12 protein-coding genes are annotated in these 15,305 nt (G+C 73.6%); 8 read left to right on the top strand and 4 right to left on the bottom strand.

Translation table 11 applies throughout. The annotated features are described in order from the left end of the window. The first annotated feature begins 382 nt into the window (after positions 1 to 382). From EV376_RS07055 to EV376_RS07030, 6 genes are all read left to right on the top strand, one after another. Positions 383 to 907 (top strand): helix-turn-helix domain-containing protein, encoded by a 525-nt coding sequence (locus EV376_RS07055; protein WP_207228061.1) that lies wholly within the window; start codon positions 383 to 385, stop codon positions 905 to 907. 151 nt (positions 908 to 1,058) lie between these two features. Beyond that, the gene (locus EV376_RS07050; RefSeq protein ID WP_130321323.1) at positions 1,059 to 1,967 is read left to right on the top strand and encodes a C39 family peptidase; all 909 of its coding nucleotides are present in this window, start codon (positions 1,059 to 1,061) and stop codon (positions 1,965 to 1,967) included. A 68-nt stretch (positions 1,968 to 2,035) separates the two neighbouring features. After that, on the top strand, positions 2,036 to 3,232 hold the full coding sequence (locus EV376_RS07045; protein ID WP_130321322.1) for a hypothetical protein: 1,197 nt from the start codon (positions 2,036 to 2,038) through the stop codon (positions 3,230 to 3,232). A gap of 380 nt (positions 3,233 to 3,612) precedes the next feature. Continuing rightward, positions 3,613 to 6,015 (top strand): immune inhibitor A domain-containing protein, encoded by a 2,403-nt coding sequence (locus tag EV376_RS07040; RefSeq protein ID WP_130328556.1) that lies wholly within the window; start codon positions 3,613 to 3,615, stop codon positions 6,013 to 6,015. A 170-nt stretch (positions 6,016 to 6,185) separates the two neighbouring features. Next, complete coding sequence (locus EV376_RS07035) at positions 6,186 to 6,647, top strand: hypothetical protein (protein ID WP_130321321.1); 462 nt, start codon at positions 6,186 to 6,188, stop codon at positions 6,645 to 6,647. A 114-nt stretch (positions 6,648 to 6,761) separates the two neighbouring features. After that, the gene (locus EV376_RS07030) at positions 6,762 to 7,694 is read left to right on the top strand and encodes an alpha/beta fold hydrolase (protein WP_130321320.1); all 933 of its coding nucleotides are present in this window, start codon (positions 6,762 to 6,764) and stop codon (positions 7,692 to 7,694) included. 18 nt (positions 7,695 to 7,712) lie between these two features. Here the strand turns inward: EV376_RS07030 and EV376_RS07025 are convergent, their stop codons facing one another. Both EV376_RS07025 and EV376_RS07020 read right to left on the bottom strand, forming a co-directional pair. Further along, entirely contained in the window at positions 7,713 to 8,078 is a 366-nt protein-coding gene (locus EV376_RS07025) for a hypothetical protein (RefSeq protein ID WP_130321319.1), read from the bottom strand. Further along, positions 8,075 to 11,029, bottom strand: a complete 2,955-nt coding sequence (locus EV376_RS07020; RefSeq protein WP_130321318.1) for an SseB family protein — start codon at positions 11,027 to 11,029, stop codon at positions 8,075 to 8,077. The genes EV376_RS07025 and EV376_RS07020 overlap by 4 nt, the downstream gene beginning before the upstream one ends. Positions 11,030 to 11,171: 142 nt before the next feature. Here EV376_RS07020 and mycP point away from each other — a divergent pair, with 142 nt between their 5' ends. After that, positions 11,172 to 12,362 carry a type VII secretion-associated serine protease mycosin gene (gene mycP / locus EV376_RS07015; protein ID WP_130321317.1) on the top strand — a complete coding sequence of 397 codons (1,191 nt, stop codon included), beginning with the start codon at positions 11,172 to 11,174 and terminating at the stop codon, positions 12,360 to 12,362. 96 nt (positions 12,363 to 12,458) lie between these two features. Here the strand turns inward: mycP and EV376_RS07010 are convergent, their stop codons facing one another. Both EV376_RS07010 and EV376_RS07005 read right to left on the bottom strand, forming a co-directional pair. Beyond that, positions 12,459 to 12,752, bottom strand: coding sequence for a WXG100 family type VII secretion target (locus EV376_RS07010; RefSeq protein WP_130321316.1), 294 nt, complete (start codon positions 12,750 to 12,752; stop codon positions 12,459 to 12,461). A 27-nt stretch (positions 12,753 to 12,779) separates the two neighbouring features. After that, positions 12,780 to 13,100: a WXG100 family type VII secretion target gene (locus EV376_RS07005; protein ID WP_130321315.1), complete on the bottom strand. Its 321-nt coding sequence runs from the start codon at positions 13,098 to 13,100 to the stop codon at positions 12,780 to 12,782. Positions 13,101 to 13,353: 253 nt separating this feature from the next. On the opposite strand from EV376_RS07005, the gene eccE reads away from it, so the two are divergent. Continuing rightward, complete coding sequence (gene eccE, locus EV376_RS07000) at positions 13,354 to 15,240, top strand: type VII secretion protein EccE (protein WP_486482545.1); 1,887 nt, start codon at positions 13,354 to 13,356, stop codon at positions 15,238 to 15,240. Positions 15,241 to 15,305: the final 65 nt, after the last annotated feature.

Here is a 15,305-nt window from a genome sequence, read left to right as displayed (position 1 = left end):
CAGTCGACGCCTCGCCACCACCGGGATCGCCACCGTCCGAGATCGCCACCGTCCGGGATCGCCACCCGTCGTCGTTCCCGGCCCGCTCGGGTGTCCGGGGCAGCGCGCCGGGGGATGCGTGTGCGACACTCGTCGATGTCAACAGCGGGAGCCGGTGGATCGGCAAACTGACCCGCTTGTCCTTTTTGCCAACACGGGGGTGACGGCATGAACGCGACGCGCGCACGCGGATGAACCCACCAGGAATCGAGAGCGTTCCAGCGTCTCTCCACGCACAAATGGCAGCGGCTCACATTTAGCGTGCCTTTCCAACCGCCAAGGATGCCGAATAACGCAGCGGCCATCCGGCGGTCCGTCGCATTCTGCCTGAGGAACAGCAATGATGAGGGTCCAAATTCTCGCCGGCGACCCGGGCCTGGGCCGCCTCGTCGGCGAGGTCCTCGGCTCGGCCGGCGCCACCGTCATACCGGAGGCCGCCGTCGTCGGCCGGGAGCCGCCGCACGCCGATCACCTCGACGTCCTCCGGGTGGCACCGCCCGACGTGAGCACCGGGCGGTACTGCGTCCTGGTGGTGACAGCCGACCAACTGAAGCCCGAGGCGGTTGCCGGACCGTTGGCGGAGGCGGCCGGCGACAACGTTATTGCCCTTGCCGTGCCGGCCGCACCCGGGTCAGCGCGGGACGGTCGCGACGGGGGGCCGCAACGACTCTCCCAGCGGGAGCGGGAGGTGCTCGACTGCATCGCCGGCGGGCTGACCCACAGCCAGACGGCCGCCCGCATGCGGGTGAGCGTCCACACGGTCAATACGTACGTGAAGCGACAGAAGGCAAAACTCGGGCACGGCAACAAAGCGTTCCTCACCCGCGCGGCGCTCAATTCGGACGACGCAGCCTCTCCTGCCAGCTGACCTGCAAAAAGTGTTCCGGGTGACGCTTTCGCTGTCCCCAGATTACGGGACAGGCGTCGCCGACCGGTCGTCGTTATGCTCCGCATTACGAATCGCGTTCGTCAACCGACGAACGACCCCGCGATTAGTTTTGCCATTGTCGGAGGAGAATGTGACCAGACCGGCTATACGACACCGGCGCGGCGCTGCGGCGCTCACCGCCCTGATGATCGGGTGCGTCGCGGCGCTCAGCGCTCCGAGCCCCGCGTTCGCGGACACCGACCCGGAGCAGCCGTACGAGGGCATCGAGGGCAACTTCACCGGTGGCGACGTCACCGACCCCTCGCTCGAGCAGCCGATGGACGACCAGACCACGCTGAAGACCCAGCTGTCGCAGGAGTGGTACGCGGTCAACTTCGAGGGCGCCGATCCGAGCAAGCTCGCCCAACTCGAAGCCGACTACCTCGCGCAGTACGGCGGCTCGGGCCACGACGACCCGGGCGGCATGCGGATCGCCGCCGCGCCGACGAGCCGCCTCCTCCCGCTCACCCAGTACGGCCAGAAGACGGGCTACTACTGCGGCCCGGCCTCCGGCTACATGATCATCCGCATGCTGCACGGCAGTGGGTTCACGAGCAGGTACCAGAAGGGCAAGGCCCTCTCCCAGGACAACCTGGCGAACGCCAGCCACATGAACACCGCCTCCGCCAAGACCACCTCCTGGACCAGCAAGAAGTGGGTCACCGGCGTCAACCGGTGGCGCGGCACCAACTGGTACGTGCAGGTCGCCAAGCCCAGCAGCAAGCTGCTGGTCTCGGTCTTCACGCACAGCGTCGGCGGCAACGGCATGCCGGTCGCCGCGGACACCGTCGAGTTCGCCGGCGGGACGCACTACAATGGACACCCGACCAGCAAGACGATCGGTCACTGGATCGTCGGCTTCGGCTACACCCAGTCCGGCCAGGTCGCGCACTGGGCCGACCCGGCCACCACGGTGTGGTCGGCCACCAAGCCGACGTTCAGCTACAACACCTCCACCTTCGCGTCCCGCTTCCTCCAGTCGAACGGAATTGCGTACTAGCTGTGCGACGAACACTGACAGTAGCGCTTCTGCTCATTACTGTCGCTGGCTGTGATGACGGGAAGGGGGTGGGCGCATCCGACGTGCCGGATGCGCCCACCCCCGCCGCCTCGCCCACCGGCACCGCCGGCGGCGGCAGTTCCGGGCTCTCGTTCCAGATCCGGTCGCGGCTCAGCGCCACGGACGCGGCGGACGCCGTACGGGGCCGGGACCTTCAGGTCACTTTCCGCCTGTCGGGCGTGACGACCGGGGGGCGCACCCTCAACCATCTCGGTCTGACCCCGGACGGGCAGGTCGTCAGCGCCGCCAACCCGGTCCCCAAGACCGGTGACGGCGAGTTGACCATCGGCCAGAGCCGGGTCGGGCTCTACACGGGCGGCCGGGCGCGCGAGCTGTCAACCCGGCAGCGCGGCCCGGCCCGCCAGGCGATCTACGCGGATGCGGACGAGCGGACCGTGGCCTGGATGGAGACCACGAGCACCGACCTGTACCAAATGGACTGGTTGGTCTACGGCTTCGACCGGCGCTCCGAGCGGACGGTGCTGCTCGGCGACTCGGCCGCCGTCGCGAAGGGCAAGAAGATGCCGATTCCGCCGGGCGTCTCGCTGTTGTCGGTCGGCGGCGGTCGGGTCTACTGGACCACCGCGGTGCCCACCAAGGGCGAGCGCGAGTTCGGCGCCCAGATCCTGGGCCGGTCCCTGACCGGCGACGGCTCTCCGGAGGTCGTCGCCGAGCAGGCCAAGCTGCCGGCCGCCGCCGGAAGCGACCTCTATTACGTGCGTACCGAGGACGTGGCGCCCGGTTTCCCCGTCGACCGCTACGAGATCCGCAAGGTGGCCGGTGGACGGGACGTCGTGGTCGCTTCCGGTCCGTTGACCGCCGGTCAGCAGGTCACGGCGCTGACCGCGGAGGCCGAGCACGTCTCCTGGATCGTCTCCGCGCCACAGCCGGAACCGGCCGCCTCGCTGTTCGTGCTCGATCCGGCGTCCGGGCAGGCCACCCAGGTCGCCCTCGGCGACAACGGCAGCACGATGACCCTGAGCTCGTCCCCCGGCCGGGTCTGCTGGAGCAACGGCAGCGGCGGCGGTGACGCCGGGCAGTACGTGCTGGATGTGCAGCCGGGCCGGCTGTTGCGACTCGGCGAGGCGCCCGGCCTCAGCCTGGTGTTCGGCGCTGGCGATCATGTGGCCTGGTCTGAACTCGGGGCCGAGCCGCAGAAGCCGGGCCAGAACTTCCTGACGGTGGCTCGGCTCTCCAGCGGCTGACTCCACCGAACAGCGGCCGGCGGATCGAGGCTCGGCGCCGCGCGGCGCGGTCGCTGTCTCGGATCGGCTCGACGGGCGGCGGTCTTCTCGACCGCCGCCCGTCGTCGTGTCCGCGCACCGGACGACACCACTCGCCGTCGGCCAGCGAGATCCGGCCGGACTCCGGCTGGTTGGGACCATTGGCGCGCTCGCCAACGATATGACGGCGGACGGCCGATTCAACAAATTCATGCAACAAATTGACGCGGTGGTCTTCCCACCAGTCACACAGGTGTCTATGTTCACCAGTGGTCCCACTAGTGGGATCGATCTCTCACCGGCCCGTACCCCCGTTGGGCCGGTTCCCTCACACCCGGAGGTACCACGTGCGCAAAGTCGCAGTGGGTCTGCTGGGGCTCTCGCTGACGGCGACGGGACTGGCGGTCGGACCGTCCGCCAGCGCCGCCCCGAAGCCCAAGCTGCCGGCGCCGGCTCCGTCGGTCGCCGAGCCCGCCCACGTTGACCACGATCTGCCGAACCCACTCGAGACCAAGCGGCGGGCGCTGCGCCAGGAGGGCCTGAGCAACGTCCTCACCGGCAAGGCGAAGGCGCAGAGGATCAACGGCAGCACCGTCGTCAAGGTCGGCGAGCGGGCGGCCGAGGGTGCCAAGGCGGGTCGAGCCGCCAAGAGCACCAAGGCCGGCAAGGGCCCCGTCGAGGACCAGTACGTCGAGCTCTCCCGCGAGAACACCGACCGGATCTTCGTGATCCTGGCCGAGTTCGGCAACGAGCGGCACCCCGACTACCCCGACCAGGACACCAACCCGAACACGCCGGGTCCGGCCCGCTTCGACGGGCCGCTGCACAACGAGATCCCGCAGCCCAACCGCGCGGTGGACAACTCCACCGTCTGGCAGGCCGACTACAGCGCCGACTACTTCCGGAACCTGTACTTCGGTACGGGCCCGGGCGAGGAGTCGGTGAAGCAGTACTACGAGGCGCAGTCCTCGGGTCGCTACAGCGTCGAGGGCACGGTCACCGACTGGGTCAAGGTCCAGTACAACGAGGCCCGGTACGGCCGCTCCGGCGGCTTCCCCTGCGGCTCGAACGTCTGCAGCAACACCTGGGCGCTGGTGCGCGACGCCGCCAACCAGTGGGTCGCCGACCAGAAGGCCCAGGGCCGCACGGACGCGGAGATCGCCGCCGACGTCAAGGCCATGGACCAGTGGGACCGCTACGACCACGACAGCGACGGCAACTTCAACGAGCCGGACGGCTACATCGACCACTTCCAGATCGTCCACGCCGGCGGTGACGAGGCCGACGGTGACCCGTGGCAGGGTGAGGACGCCATCTGGAGCCACCGCTGGTACGCCTACATCACCGACCAGGGCCGCACCGGTCCGGCGAACTTCCCGGCCGGCGGCACCCAGATCGGCAACACCGGCGTCTGGATCGGCGACTACACCATCCAGCCGGAGAACGGCGGCCGGAGCGTCTTCTACCACGAGTACGCCCACGACCTCGGCCTGCCGGACGACTACAACAACATCAACGGCGGCGACAACAACAACGAGCACTGGACCCTGATGGCCCAGAGCCGGCTCGGCGCGAAGAACGACGGCGGCATCGGCGAGCGCGGTGGCGACCTGGGCGCCTGGAACAAGCTCCAGCTCAACTGGCTCGACTACGAGGTGGTCGTGGCCGGGCAGAAGCGCACCCTGAAGCTGGGCCCGCAGGAGTACAACTCCAACGAGGCGCAGGGCGTCGTGGTCGTGCTGCCGGAGCGGGAGTACACGTTCGACAACGGCAAGCCGTTCGAGGGCACCAAGCAGTTCTTCTCGGGCAACGACAACGACCTGAACAACACGATGACGCGGGCCGTCGACCTCACCGGCAAGAGCAGCGCCGCGCTGTCGATGAAGGGCCGTTACAGCATCGAGGAGGACTTCGACTACCTCTTCTTCGAGGCGTCCACCGACGGTGGCCAGAACTGGGCCACCCTGCCGGGCATCGCGAACGGCAAGCCGCTCAAGGAGATCTCGCCCGGGCGCTTCGCCCTGGACGGGTACACCGAGGGCCAGTGGGTCGACATCAACATCCCGTTGGACTCGATCGCCGGCACGGCGGCGCAGATCCGCCTCCGCTACCAGACGGACGGCGGTCTCGCCGAGGGCGGCTTCTTCGGTGACGCGATCACCGTCACCGCCGACGGGCAGACCGTGTTCAGCGACGGTGCCGAGGCCGGTGCGGCCGGCTGGGCCCTGAACGGCTGGACCGTGGCCGAGGAGACCTACAAGCAGAAGTTCGCGAACTTCTACATCGCGGGCAACCGCTCGTACGTCTCCTACGACAAGTACCTGAAGACCGGCCCGTACTACTTCGGGTACGCGAACACCCGCCCGGACTGGGTGGACCACTACGCGTACCAGGAGGGCCTGCTCATCTCGTACTGGAACACCCGGTACACGGACAACGACACGTTCGAGCACCCGGGCGAGGGGCGCAACCTCTACATCGACGCGCACCCGCGGCCGATCTACAACCTCACCGGCCAGCCGTGGCGGGCCCGGGTCCAGGTGTACGACGCGCCGTTCAGCCTGAAGAAGGCGGACTCCTTCACGCTGCACATCAACAGCCAGCCGCACTACATCCGCGGCCAGGCGGCGGAGCCGCTCTTCGACGACACCAAGAAGTACTGGTACGAGGAACTGCCGAACCACGGCGTCAAGCTCCCGGCCGTCGGTGTCAAGATCAAGGTGCTGGAGCAGAACGGTACCTCGATGAAGATCCGCATCTCCTGATGCGCTGATCGCACGGCGACACGACGCGATGCCCGGGCAGGTCACCTGCCCGGGCATCGCCCGTCTCCGGGCCCGGGCCGGCCCCGACGTTCCCTGCCCGGCACCCACGCCGGGGGCCCGCCGGGCGCTCGACCTGGGAACCGGGCCGGCCCGGGCCGCGTCTGACCGACGTGCCCACCACCCTCGCCCCCCGACTCGTCCCGGCCCTCGCCCTGACCCTCATCCTGCTGGGCTGCGCACAGACGGAGAACGGAGACGACGTGGCCGCGACCCAGGGACCCTCGTCCGACGGCTCTTCCACGGCGGCGTCCGGGGCGCCGGTGGCCCCGTCCGGTCGTACGCCGACTTCCCCGGCGGACCTGCCGACGCTGCGGCCGCCGACCGGCCCGCCCCGGCACCCGACCGACGTCCGCAAGCCCGGCGCCCTCGCCGGCCGGATCATCCGCGGGGGCGACGGGCCGTGCTACGGCCTGCTCACCGACGACGGCCGGGAGTACGCGCTGTACGGCCCGGACATGGGCACCTTCCCCACCGGCACGTGGGTGCGGGTCACGGTCGGGCCGGCGCCGGACGGGGTCGACTGTGGCCCCGGACAGCCCGCCGGGCTGGTGAAGATCGAGCGGGTCGGCTGACGAGGACGCCCGACGTCCCGGCGGTCCGGGCCAGCCCGGAGAAACCCCTGATCCTCGGCGCCCGCGGGCCGCTGCCGCCCGGCTGATGGCGGGGGCTGGCCTAGGCTGTGGCACATGACCGAGCACCCTGGCGGGCCCGTCGACGAGTCCTGCGTACTCACCGAGGGGCCGTGGACGCACCGGTTCGTCGGGGCCAACGGCAGCCGCTTCCACGTCGTGGAGGCCGGAACCGGGCCGATGGTGCTCTTCCTGCACGGGTTCCCGGAGCACTGGTGGGCCTGGCACGAGATGCTGCCGGCGGTCGCCGACGCCGGTTTCCGGGCCGTCGCGGTCGATCTGCGCGGCTACGGGGCGAGCGACAAGCCACCCCGGGGGTACGACGGATACACCCTGGCCGCCGACGTCGCCGGGCTGATCCGGGCCCTGGGCGAGCGGTCGGCGACCCTGGTCGGCTCCGGTGCGGGCGGTCTGATCGGGTGGACGGCGGCCTCGTTCCACCCGTCGCTGGTCCGCCGGCTGGTGGTGCTCGGCGCGCCACATCCGCTGCGGCTGCGGGCCGCCATCTTCGCCGACCCGCGCGGCCAGTTCGCCGCCTCCACTCCGACGTTGAAGTTCCAGCTGCCCCGGTACGAGCACGTGCTGACCCGGGACAACGCGGCAGCGGTGGAGGAGATGCTGCGCCGCTGGGGTGGGCCGCGCTGGGTGCACGGGCCGGACTTCGCCGCGTACGCCGCCCGGTGCCGGGAGGCGATGCGCATCCCGCAGGCCGCCTTCTGCGCCCTGGAGGGCTACCGCTGGGCGTTCCGTTCGGTGCTGCGGCTGCACGGCTACCGCTTCGTGCGGCTCATGCAGAAGCCCCTCGTCACGCCGACCCTGCAACTGCACGGCGCGCTCGACCGGGCCTCCCTGCCGCGTACCGCCCAGGGCTCCGGCCGGTACGTCGTGGCTCCGTACGAGTGGCGCCTGCTCGACCACGTGGGCCACTTTCCCCACGTCGAGGCGCGGGACGTCGTGCTCGGTGAGGTCCTGCGCTGGACGAAGTCGTAGGCCTCGCCGGAGCGGGTCCTAGACCCGCGACTCGCGCAGGTCGCTGACCTCCTTCGCCGGCGCCCACCCCTGGTAGACGCCGAAGTCGAACACCTCGAGTCCCAGCGCCTCGGCCACCGGCCACCGGCCACCCGTGTACTCGACGCGCAGCCAGCCGTCGTGCTCACCCAGCACGATGAACGGCTGCCCCTTCCAGGTGCAGGTGGTCCGGACGTACACCAGGTCCTCCACCTCGGTGGCCGGCACCACGCGCAGGTACCGGCCGGGGCGCACCTCGATGAAACCCTCGCCCGGATCCGGCCGGTACAGCCGCACGTCGTCGCCGTCCGGGCTGGCCTGGTACTCGCGGCCCTGCCAGCGCGCCACGTAACCGTCCCGGGTCACTCGTCACCCGCCTGTCGCCACACCGGCACGTCGGCGTCCAGGGTGGCAACCACCCGCTCGGTGCCGTCCGCGCCGATCCGCCACAGCTGCGCGCCGTGCGGCAACCGGGCGCTGTCCACCTTGAACTCCGCCACCACGTCGCTGCCTTCACCCGGGGCGAAGCCGTTGCCACGGAACGGCGGCCGCTCGATGACCCAGCCCTCCATCGCCCGCATCGCGGGCTCGGTCTGGCCGCCGTACGGGATGCGGTAGAGGCTCGGCCGGTGCGCCGGCCAGCGCAGGACGTGGATCTCCTCGGCCGCCCGGTGGAACGGGGAGTCGGGGTAGTTGAGGCCGAGCGCGTCGTACAGCTGGGCCGGCGTGGTCAGGTGGGCCAACTCGCCGGCCCGGTGCACGAAGCCGGAGACCCGGTCGTAGCCGCGCTCCAGGTAGTACGCGAGCTGGCCGGGGGCCACGGCCTTCTGCATGACGACCGGCCGGGTCGGGTCGGGGGCGGGCGGCTCGTAACGCGGCCGGTCGGCCGGCGCCTCGGCGGCGGGCGACGGCTCCGGTTCCGGGCCGCCGTCGTCGCGGAGGCCCACCTCCGCCGCCCAGTTGGCGAGGCCGACGATCTGCTCGCCGGGCAGCTTCGCACCGATCGGGCTGCCCGGGTTGACGGCGAACGACCACGACCGCTCCGGCCATTGGTGGATGAGCTGCACGAAACGGATCCGGACCGTCTCGAGGGCCGCGTCGGTGTGGTCGGCGAGCCGTTCCGGGGAGGTGTAGACGACGACGAAGGTCTCCCCGTCCAGCTCCTCGGTACGCCATACGAAGCCCGGCTCGCCCGGCCGGCTTCCGGCAGCCGAGTCGGGGTCCACCGGCAGTAGCACGCGGGCGAGCAGGAGCGTGGACAGGAACGTGTCGGTGCTGCCGCTGCCGGTCGCGTCGAGCAGATCCTCCTCGACCTCGTTCGCCGGCTCGAAGTCCGGCGGCACGGCGACCGTCGGCGCGACGGCGCCGGGGGTGGTTCGCGCGGGATCGACGACGGCCGTGGGGGCCGCGGCCGTCGGGTCGGCGGCGGCGGCCACGGAACCCGCGGCGGTCGATGCCCCCGTCAGGTCGACGGTGTCCGTGTCGGCGGCCACCGCCGTGAGATCGGCGGTGCCCCTGCCGGCGGCCGCCGCGGTGAGGTCGACGGTGTCCGTGTCGGCGGCCGCCGCCGTGAGATCGGCGGTGCCCCTGCCGGCCGCCGCCGCGGTGAGGTCGGCGGTGCCCGTGCTGGCGGCCGCTGTGACGCCGGCGGCGCCCGTGCCGGCCGGCGGGTCTACCTGAACCGGCGCGGCGGTGCCGGCCGCGGCGCCGACTGGCTCCGCTCCGACGGGACCGGCGCCGGTAGCGGCCGGATCAGGCACCGCGCCGGCCAGCTCCGGCACTGACCTGGCCGGCTGACCCGGCCCAGCGGCGGGTGGCGGTGAGACCGGTCCGCCGACCGGCGGCGGAGTGACCGGCCCGGCGGGTGGCGGTGCGACCGGCCCGGCGGCGGGCGCCGGCACGGGCCGCTCGACGGCGGGTGGCGGGGTGCCGGGTTCGGCGACTGCTGGCGGCGCGACCGGCCCGGCGGCCAGCCCCTGCCCCGGCTGATTCCCGGTTGGCCGCGAGGCGTCTCCCGTGTCTCCGGGCCGCCCGGAGACCGGCGGGACGCTCAGGTCCCGCGACTCGACGATCGTGCCCTCGATGACGATCGGGGTGAACCCCCGGCGGGGTGCCGGCGGGCCGGACACCGGCTCGGCCACCGAGGCGGGCTCCGGGTCGGCGGGTGCCGGGGCGGGCCGACGCCGGGGCAGGGCCTGGGTCGCCTCCGCGTCCGGCGTGCGACGGGCGTACGCCCGGAGGGTCGCCGGGTCGGGCACGGGGAAGCGGATGGTCCGGTCCTCCCCGGTGGCCCGCTGGTGCGGCGCCCGCGACGTCTCCTCGGCGGGGGTAGCGAAGGCCCTGGCCGCCACGTCCTGGCCGCTGCGTGTCTCGTCCCCGGCGGGAAACGCCTGCGTGGGTGCCTCCGCCAACGGATCGGTGAGCGGCCGGCGACGCGGGAACGGCTGACCGCCGCGGCCGAAGCGTGGCGGCGGGACCGCCCGTTCCTCCCGGTTGGCGCGCCCCGAGGCCGGCTCGAAGAAGGAGCGGTGGTTGGACCGGTCGGGGTCTCCGGTCGGGTGCCCGTTGGTCGGCGTGCCCGCGTCGGCCGGCAGCCGGCCGGGGCGGTCCGGCCCGGGTGGTGGGGGCCAGCGGTCGGCCGGAGCGTCACCCGGCGGGGAGGTGCGGCCGGGGTCCATCAGCGGTCGCCGGAGGGCGGCGGCGCGCAGCTCGGCCGGACTCCGCAGCGGCGTCCCCGGCGGCGGGACGGGTGGCGGAGCGGGTCGCGGGGGCGTGCCGCCCTCCGGGCCCGGGCCGGCCTGCGGCACCCGGCCCTGCGGTCCGGTGGACGGCTGGCCGTCGCCGCCGGCCGGACCGGTTCCGGTGGGGCGGCCCCGGGTAAGCGTCTCCGCGCGCTCCAGGCGGGCCCGCGCCCCCATCGTGCGTCCCGGCAGCCGGACGTCCCCGCGGGAGAGCTGGGCGACGTACCAGGCCGGCAGGTATCCCTCGATGGGCAGGCCGGGGTTGACCGCGAGCCACCACTCGTGGTTGGGCCAGTGGTCGGCCAGTTCGCCGTACGCGGCCCGGCGGCTCGCGCCGGCGTGTTCGCCGAGGCAGGCGCGCATCGCGGCGGGGGAGGTGAACGCCAGCACGTGGGTCCGGCCGCCGGTGGTCCAGGTGCCCCAGTTCATCGGGGCCTGACCGGCGAGGGCCTGCGCGGAGACGGGAAGAAGCAGGTCCGTCCGCGACAGGATGCGGAAGTAGAGTTGCTGGTCGTTGGCGCGCAGCGCCTCCTGCATCGCCGCTTCCGCCTCGGTGGCCGGCTCCCATTCGGTCACGGCCACCCCTCCTCCCCGGCAACAGGCCACAGGTATCGCGTACAACCTACAAGGTGGTAGCAAGATCACAATGGCTGGCCGCGCCGGACCGGCGCAGGCGATAACATCGCGTTCCGGAGTCGACACGATACGGAGGCGGTCGATGTCCCGGAGCCCGAGGCGCCTGCTTCCCGCCGCGTTGGCGGTAGCGGTGCTGGCGCCCCTGAGCGCCGCTCCCGCGTACGCCGCGCCGGGATGTGCGACACCGCTCGCACCGGCCCGCCCGATCACCACGGTGCCGTGGCCGCAGCAGCGGTACGCCCCGGAGCGGCTGGCCCCGCTCGCCACCGGGGCGGGGGTGACCGTGGCGGTGGTCGATTCCGGGGTGGACCGTACGCACCCGCAGCTCACCGGGCGGGTCGCCACCGGCGCCGACCTGCTCGACCCGGGCGGAGACGGTACCCGGGACTGCGCCGGCCACGGCACCGGCGTCGCGAGCATCATCGCCGCCGAGCGGCACGACGGCGTCGGCTTCCACGGCCTGGCGCCGGGAGCGCGGATACTGCCGGTACGCGTCAGCGAGCAGCAGGTGGTCGACGGCCGGGAGTCGGGGCGTACGGTGAGCGCCCGCCACTTCGCCACGGCGATCCGCTGGGCGGTCGACAACGGCGCCGACGTCCTCAACCTCTCGGTCGTGCTGTACCGGGACGACCCCGCCGTGCGGGCGGCCGTCGCCCACGCCCTCGCCCGGGACGTGGTCGTGGTGGCCGCCGCCGGCAACCTGCACGACAGCGGGGATCCCCGCCCGTACCCGGCCGCGTACGACGGGGTGCTCGGGGTGGGCGCGATCGGCGCGGACGGCCGGCGCTCCCCGTTCTCCCAGACCGGCGCCTACGTGGACCTGGTCGCGCCGGGCGGCGACGTGGTGACGGCGGCCCCCCGGCAGGGGCACCATCGGGCCGAGGGCACCAGCTACGCGGCGCCCTTCGTGGCGGCCACCGCCGCCCTGCTCCGGCAGTACCGACCCGAGCTGGATGCGGCCGGGGTGGCGGAGCGGATCCTCGCCACCACCGATCCCGCCCCGAGTGCCGGGTACGGCGTGGGCGTGCTGAATCCCTACCGGGCGGTCACCGAGAGCGGCGGCGCACCGGCCCGGGCCCGGCCGGCCGCGGCGCTGCTCGACGACCGGGCCGACCCGGGCCGGCTCGCCGAGCGGGCCCGCCGGGCGGCGGCGCGGGACCGCGCCCTGCTGGTGGCCGGGATCGGCGCGGTGCTGGTCACGGCTGCCGTGCTGCTGGCCGTGGTGCTCCCGCGGGGCACCCGCCGCCGGTGGCGGCCGCCGGATCCGTGCTGACCCGCCTGCGACCTGACCCGACCCGACCCGGCTCGCCCGGCCCGACGCGCCCGGTGGCGCCGGCCGGGAGCGGGTCGGCGCCACCGGCTCGTGGCGTCACTGGAACAGGTTTGCGTTCCGCTTCTCCGTGTCAAGGTAGTCGGCCGCGGAGTCGTCGACCGCGAGCTTGATGTCGCGGAGCATCGTCTGGAGGTCCTGCGAGGCGGACCGCCAGCGGGTCTGCCGCTGCTCGTACGCCGCCCGGGCCTCGCCGGACCACCCGGCCACCAGTGGGGCGGCGTCCCGCTCGAGCTGACCGAGCTGCGCGTCGAGCGTGGTCAGCGCCCGCTGGATGTCCGCGCTGGCCTGCTGTAGCGCGGCGAAGTTGACGACCAGCACACCGTGCTCCATCGCTTGTCTCCTCCCCCGGTCCCGGGTCTAGAGCGGCAGTTGGATGCCGCCACGATTGGTCATGGACACCCGGCCCGCGGCCTCGGTGTCCGAGACGTCGTACTGCTGGCCGGCGGTGCGGATGGCGGTGGCGGTCTCCCGCAGCGCCCGCTGCAGCGCCGCCTGGTCCTGCGCCCACTGCTGCTTGACCTGCTCGAAGGACCGCCCACCGGCACCGCGCCAGGCCTGCTGCAGCACCTCCAGCTCGGTCATCAGGCTGCTCAGCATGGCCTGCAACGACTGGTCGACCTGCTCGAACTTCGTGGCGGTCTGCTGCATGACCGCCGCTTCCGCCTGGGTCTCGGACACTACGGACGTCACCTCGTCTCGTGGGTCGTGGCTGGCCGCCGCGCGCCCGCTCGGGGCACGCCGCCCGCCGAGGGGCAGGGCGGGCAAGGCGGACATTGGTCAGCGAAACTCGTCGCTGACGGTAGCCGTACGGTCGCGGTTCTGCTACCCCCTCCCGCTCCCCTGTGGACAACGGCGGGGCCCCGCGACCGCCGGACGGCCGTTACGATGGGCGGCAGTCAGATCGCAGTGCGTGACCGGCTGAGGAGGTGCGGTGCCGACGACCACCCCGGCCGGCCCGGCGCCGATCGCCCGGACCGGGCCCGCGCCGGAACTGCCCGAGCAGCGTGCGCCGCGCCGCCCGGCCGCCGACGGCCGGCCGGTGGATGGCCGGGTTGCGGGCGTCCTGCCACCACAGTGGAGTCCCCCGGGCCCGCCGGCCGGGGGCGTCCGAGCCGGTCAGGTGGTCGTCCTCCAGGCGGCCGTGGCGGTCGTGGTCGCGGCCCTCGGTCGTGGAGTCCCGGTGGTGCTGGCGGGCGTGACGGTGGCCGCCCTGCTGGTGGCGCTGGCCGGGGCACGCGTGCGCGGGCGCTGGCTCTTCGAGTGGCTCGGCACCGCCCTGGCGTACCTCTCCCGGCGGCGCGCCCTGCCGGCGGAGGCCGGCCCGGCCGACCTGCTGGACCTGGTCGCCCCGGGGGTCGTCGTGCGGTCCACCGAGCTGAGCGGCCTGCCGGCGACGGTCCTGGACGACGCCACCGGCCTGGTCGCGGTGCTGGAGATCCTCGAGCCCGCCGAGCTGATCGGCGACGGTCCACACGCGCTGCCGCCACCGGCCGCGCTGCTCGCCGCCGCCACCGCCGGTGGCCCGCCGGTCCGGATCCAACTCCTGATGGCCGGTGCGGCCGCACCCGCCGTCGCGCTCGGCGGCGGCGCGGTCGCCACGTCGTACCGGCAGCTCACCGACGGTCGGCTGCCCGGCCGCGAGCGGTCGGTGCTCGCCGTCCGGGTGCTCCGGGTCGACGGCGCCGGCCCGGAGGAGCTGCGGCACGCCCTGGCCGGGACGCTGCGCCGGATCGTCCGCCGGCTCGGTCCGGTGTCGGCCCGGCCACTTGGCGAGCACGCGACGCTGCGGGTCCTGGCGGAGCTGGCCCACCACGAGGCCGGGCCGGTACGGGAGTCGTGGTCCACCCTTCACAGCGGGGGCCTGCTCCAGGCGGGCTTCCAGCTCGACCGGTGGCCGGATCCGCGTGCCGAGGGTGCTCGGCGGCTGGTGTCCCGGCTGCTCGCCCTGCCGGCCACCGCGGTGACGGTCTCCCTCAGCGCCGGCCCGTCGACGGGCGACGCGGGGTCGCCGCCGTCCGAGCTGGCCGTGCGCCTGGCCGCCGGCACGCCGGCCGAGCTGGCGGCGGCGGAGCGGGCGTTGCACCGCGCGGTGGGCGGCGCCGGCGGCGCGGTGCGGCGGCTCGACGGGGAGCATCTCGCCGGGCTGGCCGCCACCGTCCCGCTGGCCCTGCCCGGTGGCTCGCGGCCCGGTCCCGCCGCACCCGAGCTGACCGTCGGCGAAGCGGGTCTGCTGATGGGCGCCAACCGGCACGGCGCCGCCGTGACGGTCCGGCTGTTCCGCCCGGAGGGCACCCGGGTCGCGCTCGCCGGCGGGCTCCGCGCCGGCCAGCTGATCGTCCTGCGGGCGATGGCGCTCGGCGCGCGGGTGGTGGTGCGGACGGCCCGCCCCCGCGCCTGGGAGCCGTTCGTGCGCGGGGTCGGCACGCCGGGCGGGATCCCGCTGCTGCCGCCGGGGCGGCCGGTCGGCGGCGAGCCGGCGTCGCCGCTGCGACCCGTGCTGCTGGTGGTCGACACCGGTCCCGCCGGTCCGGCCCCCGAGCCGGACCCGCCGTGGCAGGCCACCCTCCTCCTCCGGGACGAGCTGACCCCGGCCGACGTCGCGACGCTCGGCCGCGCCGACCTGGCTCTGCTTCAGCCGCTCGATCGCGCCGAAGCGGCGCTGGCGGGGAGCGCGCTGGGGCTCGGCGGGTCCGCCGAGTGGCTCACCCGGATCCGGGAGGACATGGTGGCGGTGGTCAACCGGCGCGCGCTGCGCTGGGCCCGCCTGACACCGTCGCCGATCGAGGCGCAACTGATCGGGCAACCCAACCGCCGCTGAGGCGGCGTCGGGCGGCGCAACGGCGACCCGGGGTCGGCTGGAGGGTTCCCTGGGTGATCAGACCG

The sequence above is a fragment of the Micromonospora sp. CNZ295 genome (assembly GCF_004217535.1).
This window is presented reverse-complemented; position numbering and strand designations above follow the sequence as displayed.

Bases quoted from the DNA above. Each gene is read 5' to 3' on its own strand.
- EV376_RS07010 (WP_130321316.1), bottom strand. From the start codon at position 12,752: ATGGAGCACGGTGTGCTGGTCGTCAACTTCGCCGCGCTACAGCAGGCC.
- mycP (WP_130321317.1), top strand. From the start codon at position 11,172: ATGTCCCGGAGCCCGAGGCGCCTGCTTCCCGCCGCGTTGGCGGTAGCG.
- EV376_RS07030 (WP_130321320.1), top strand. From the start codon at position 6,762: ATGACCGAGCACCCTGGCGGGCCCGTCGACGAGTCCTGCGTACTCACC.
- EV376_RS07055 (WP_207228061.1), top strand. From the start codon at position 383: ATGAGGGTCCAAATTCTCGCCGGCGACCCGGGCCTGGGCCGCCTCGTC.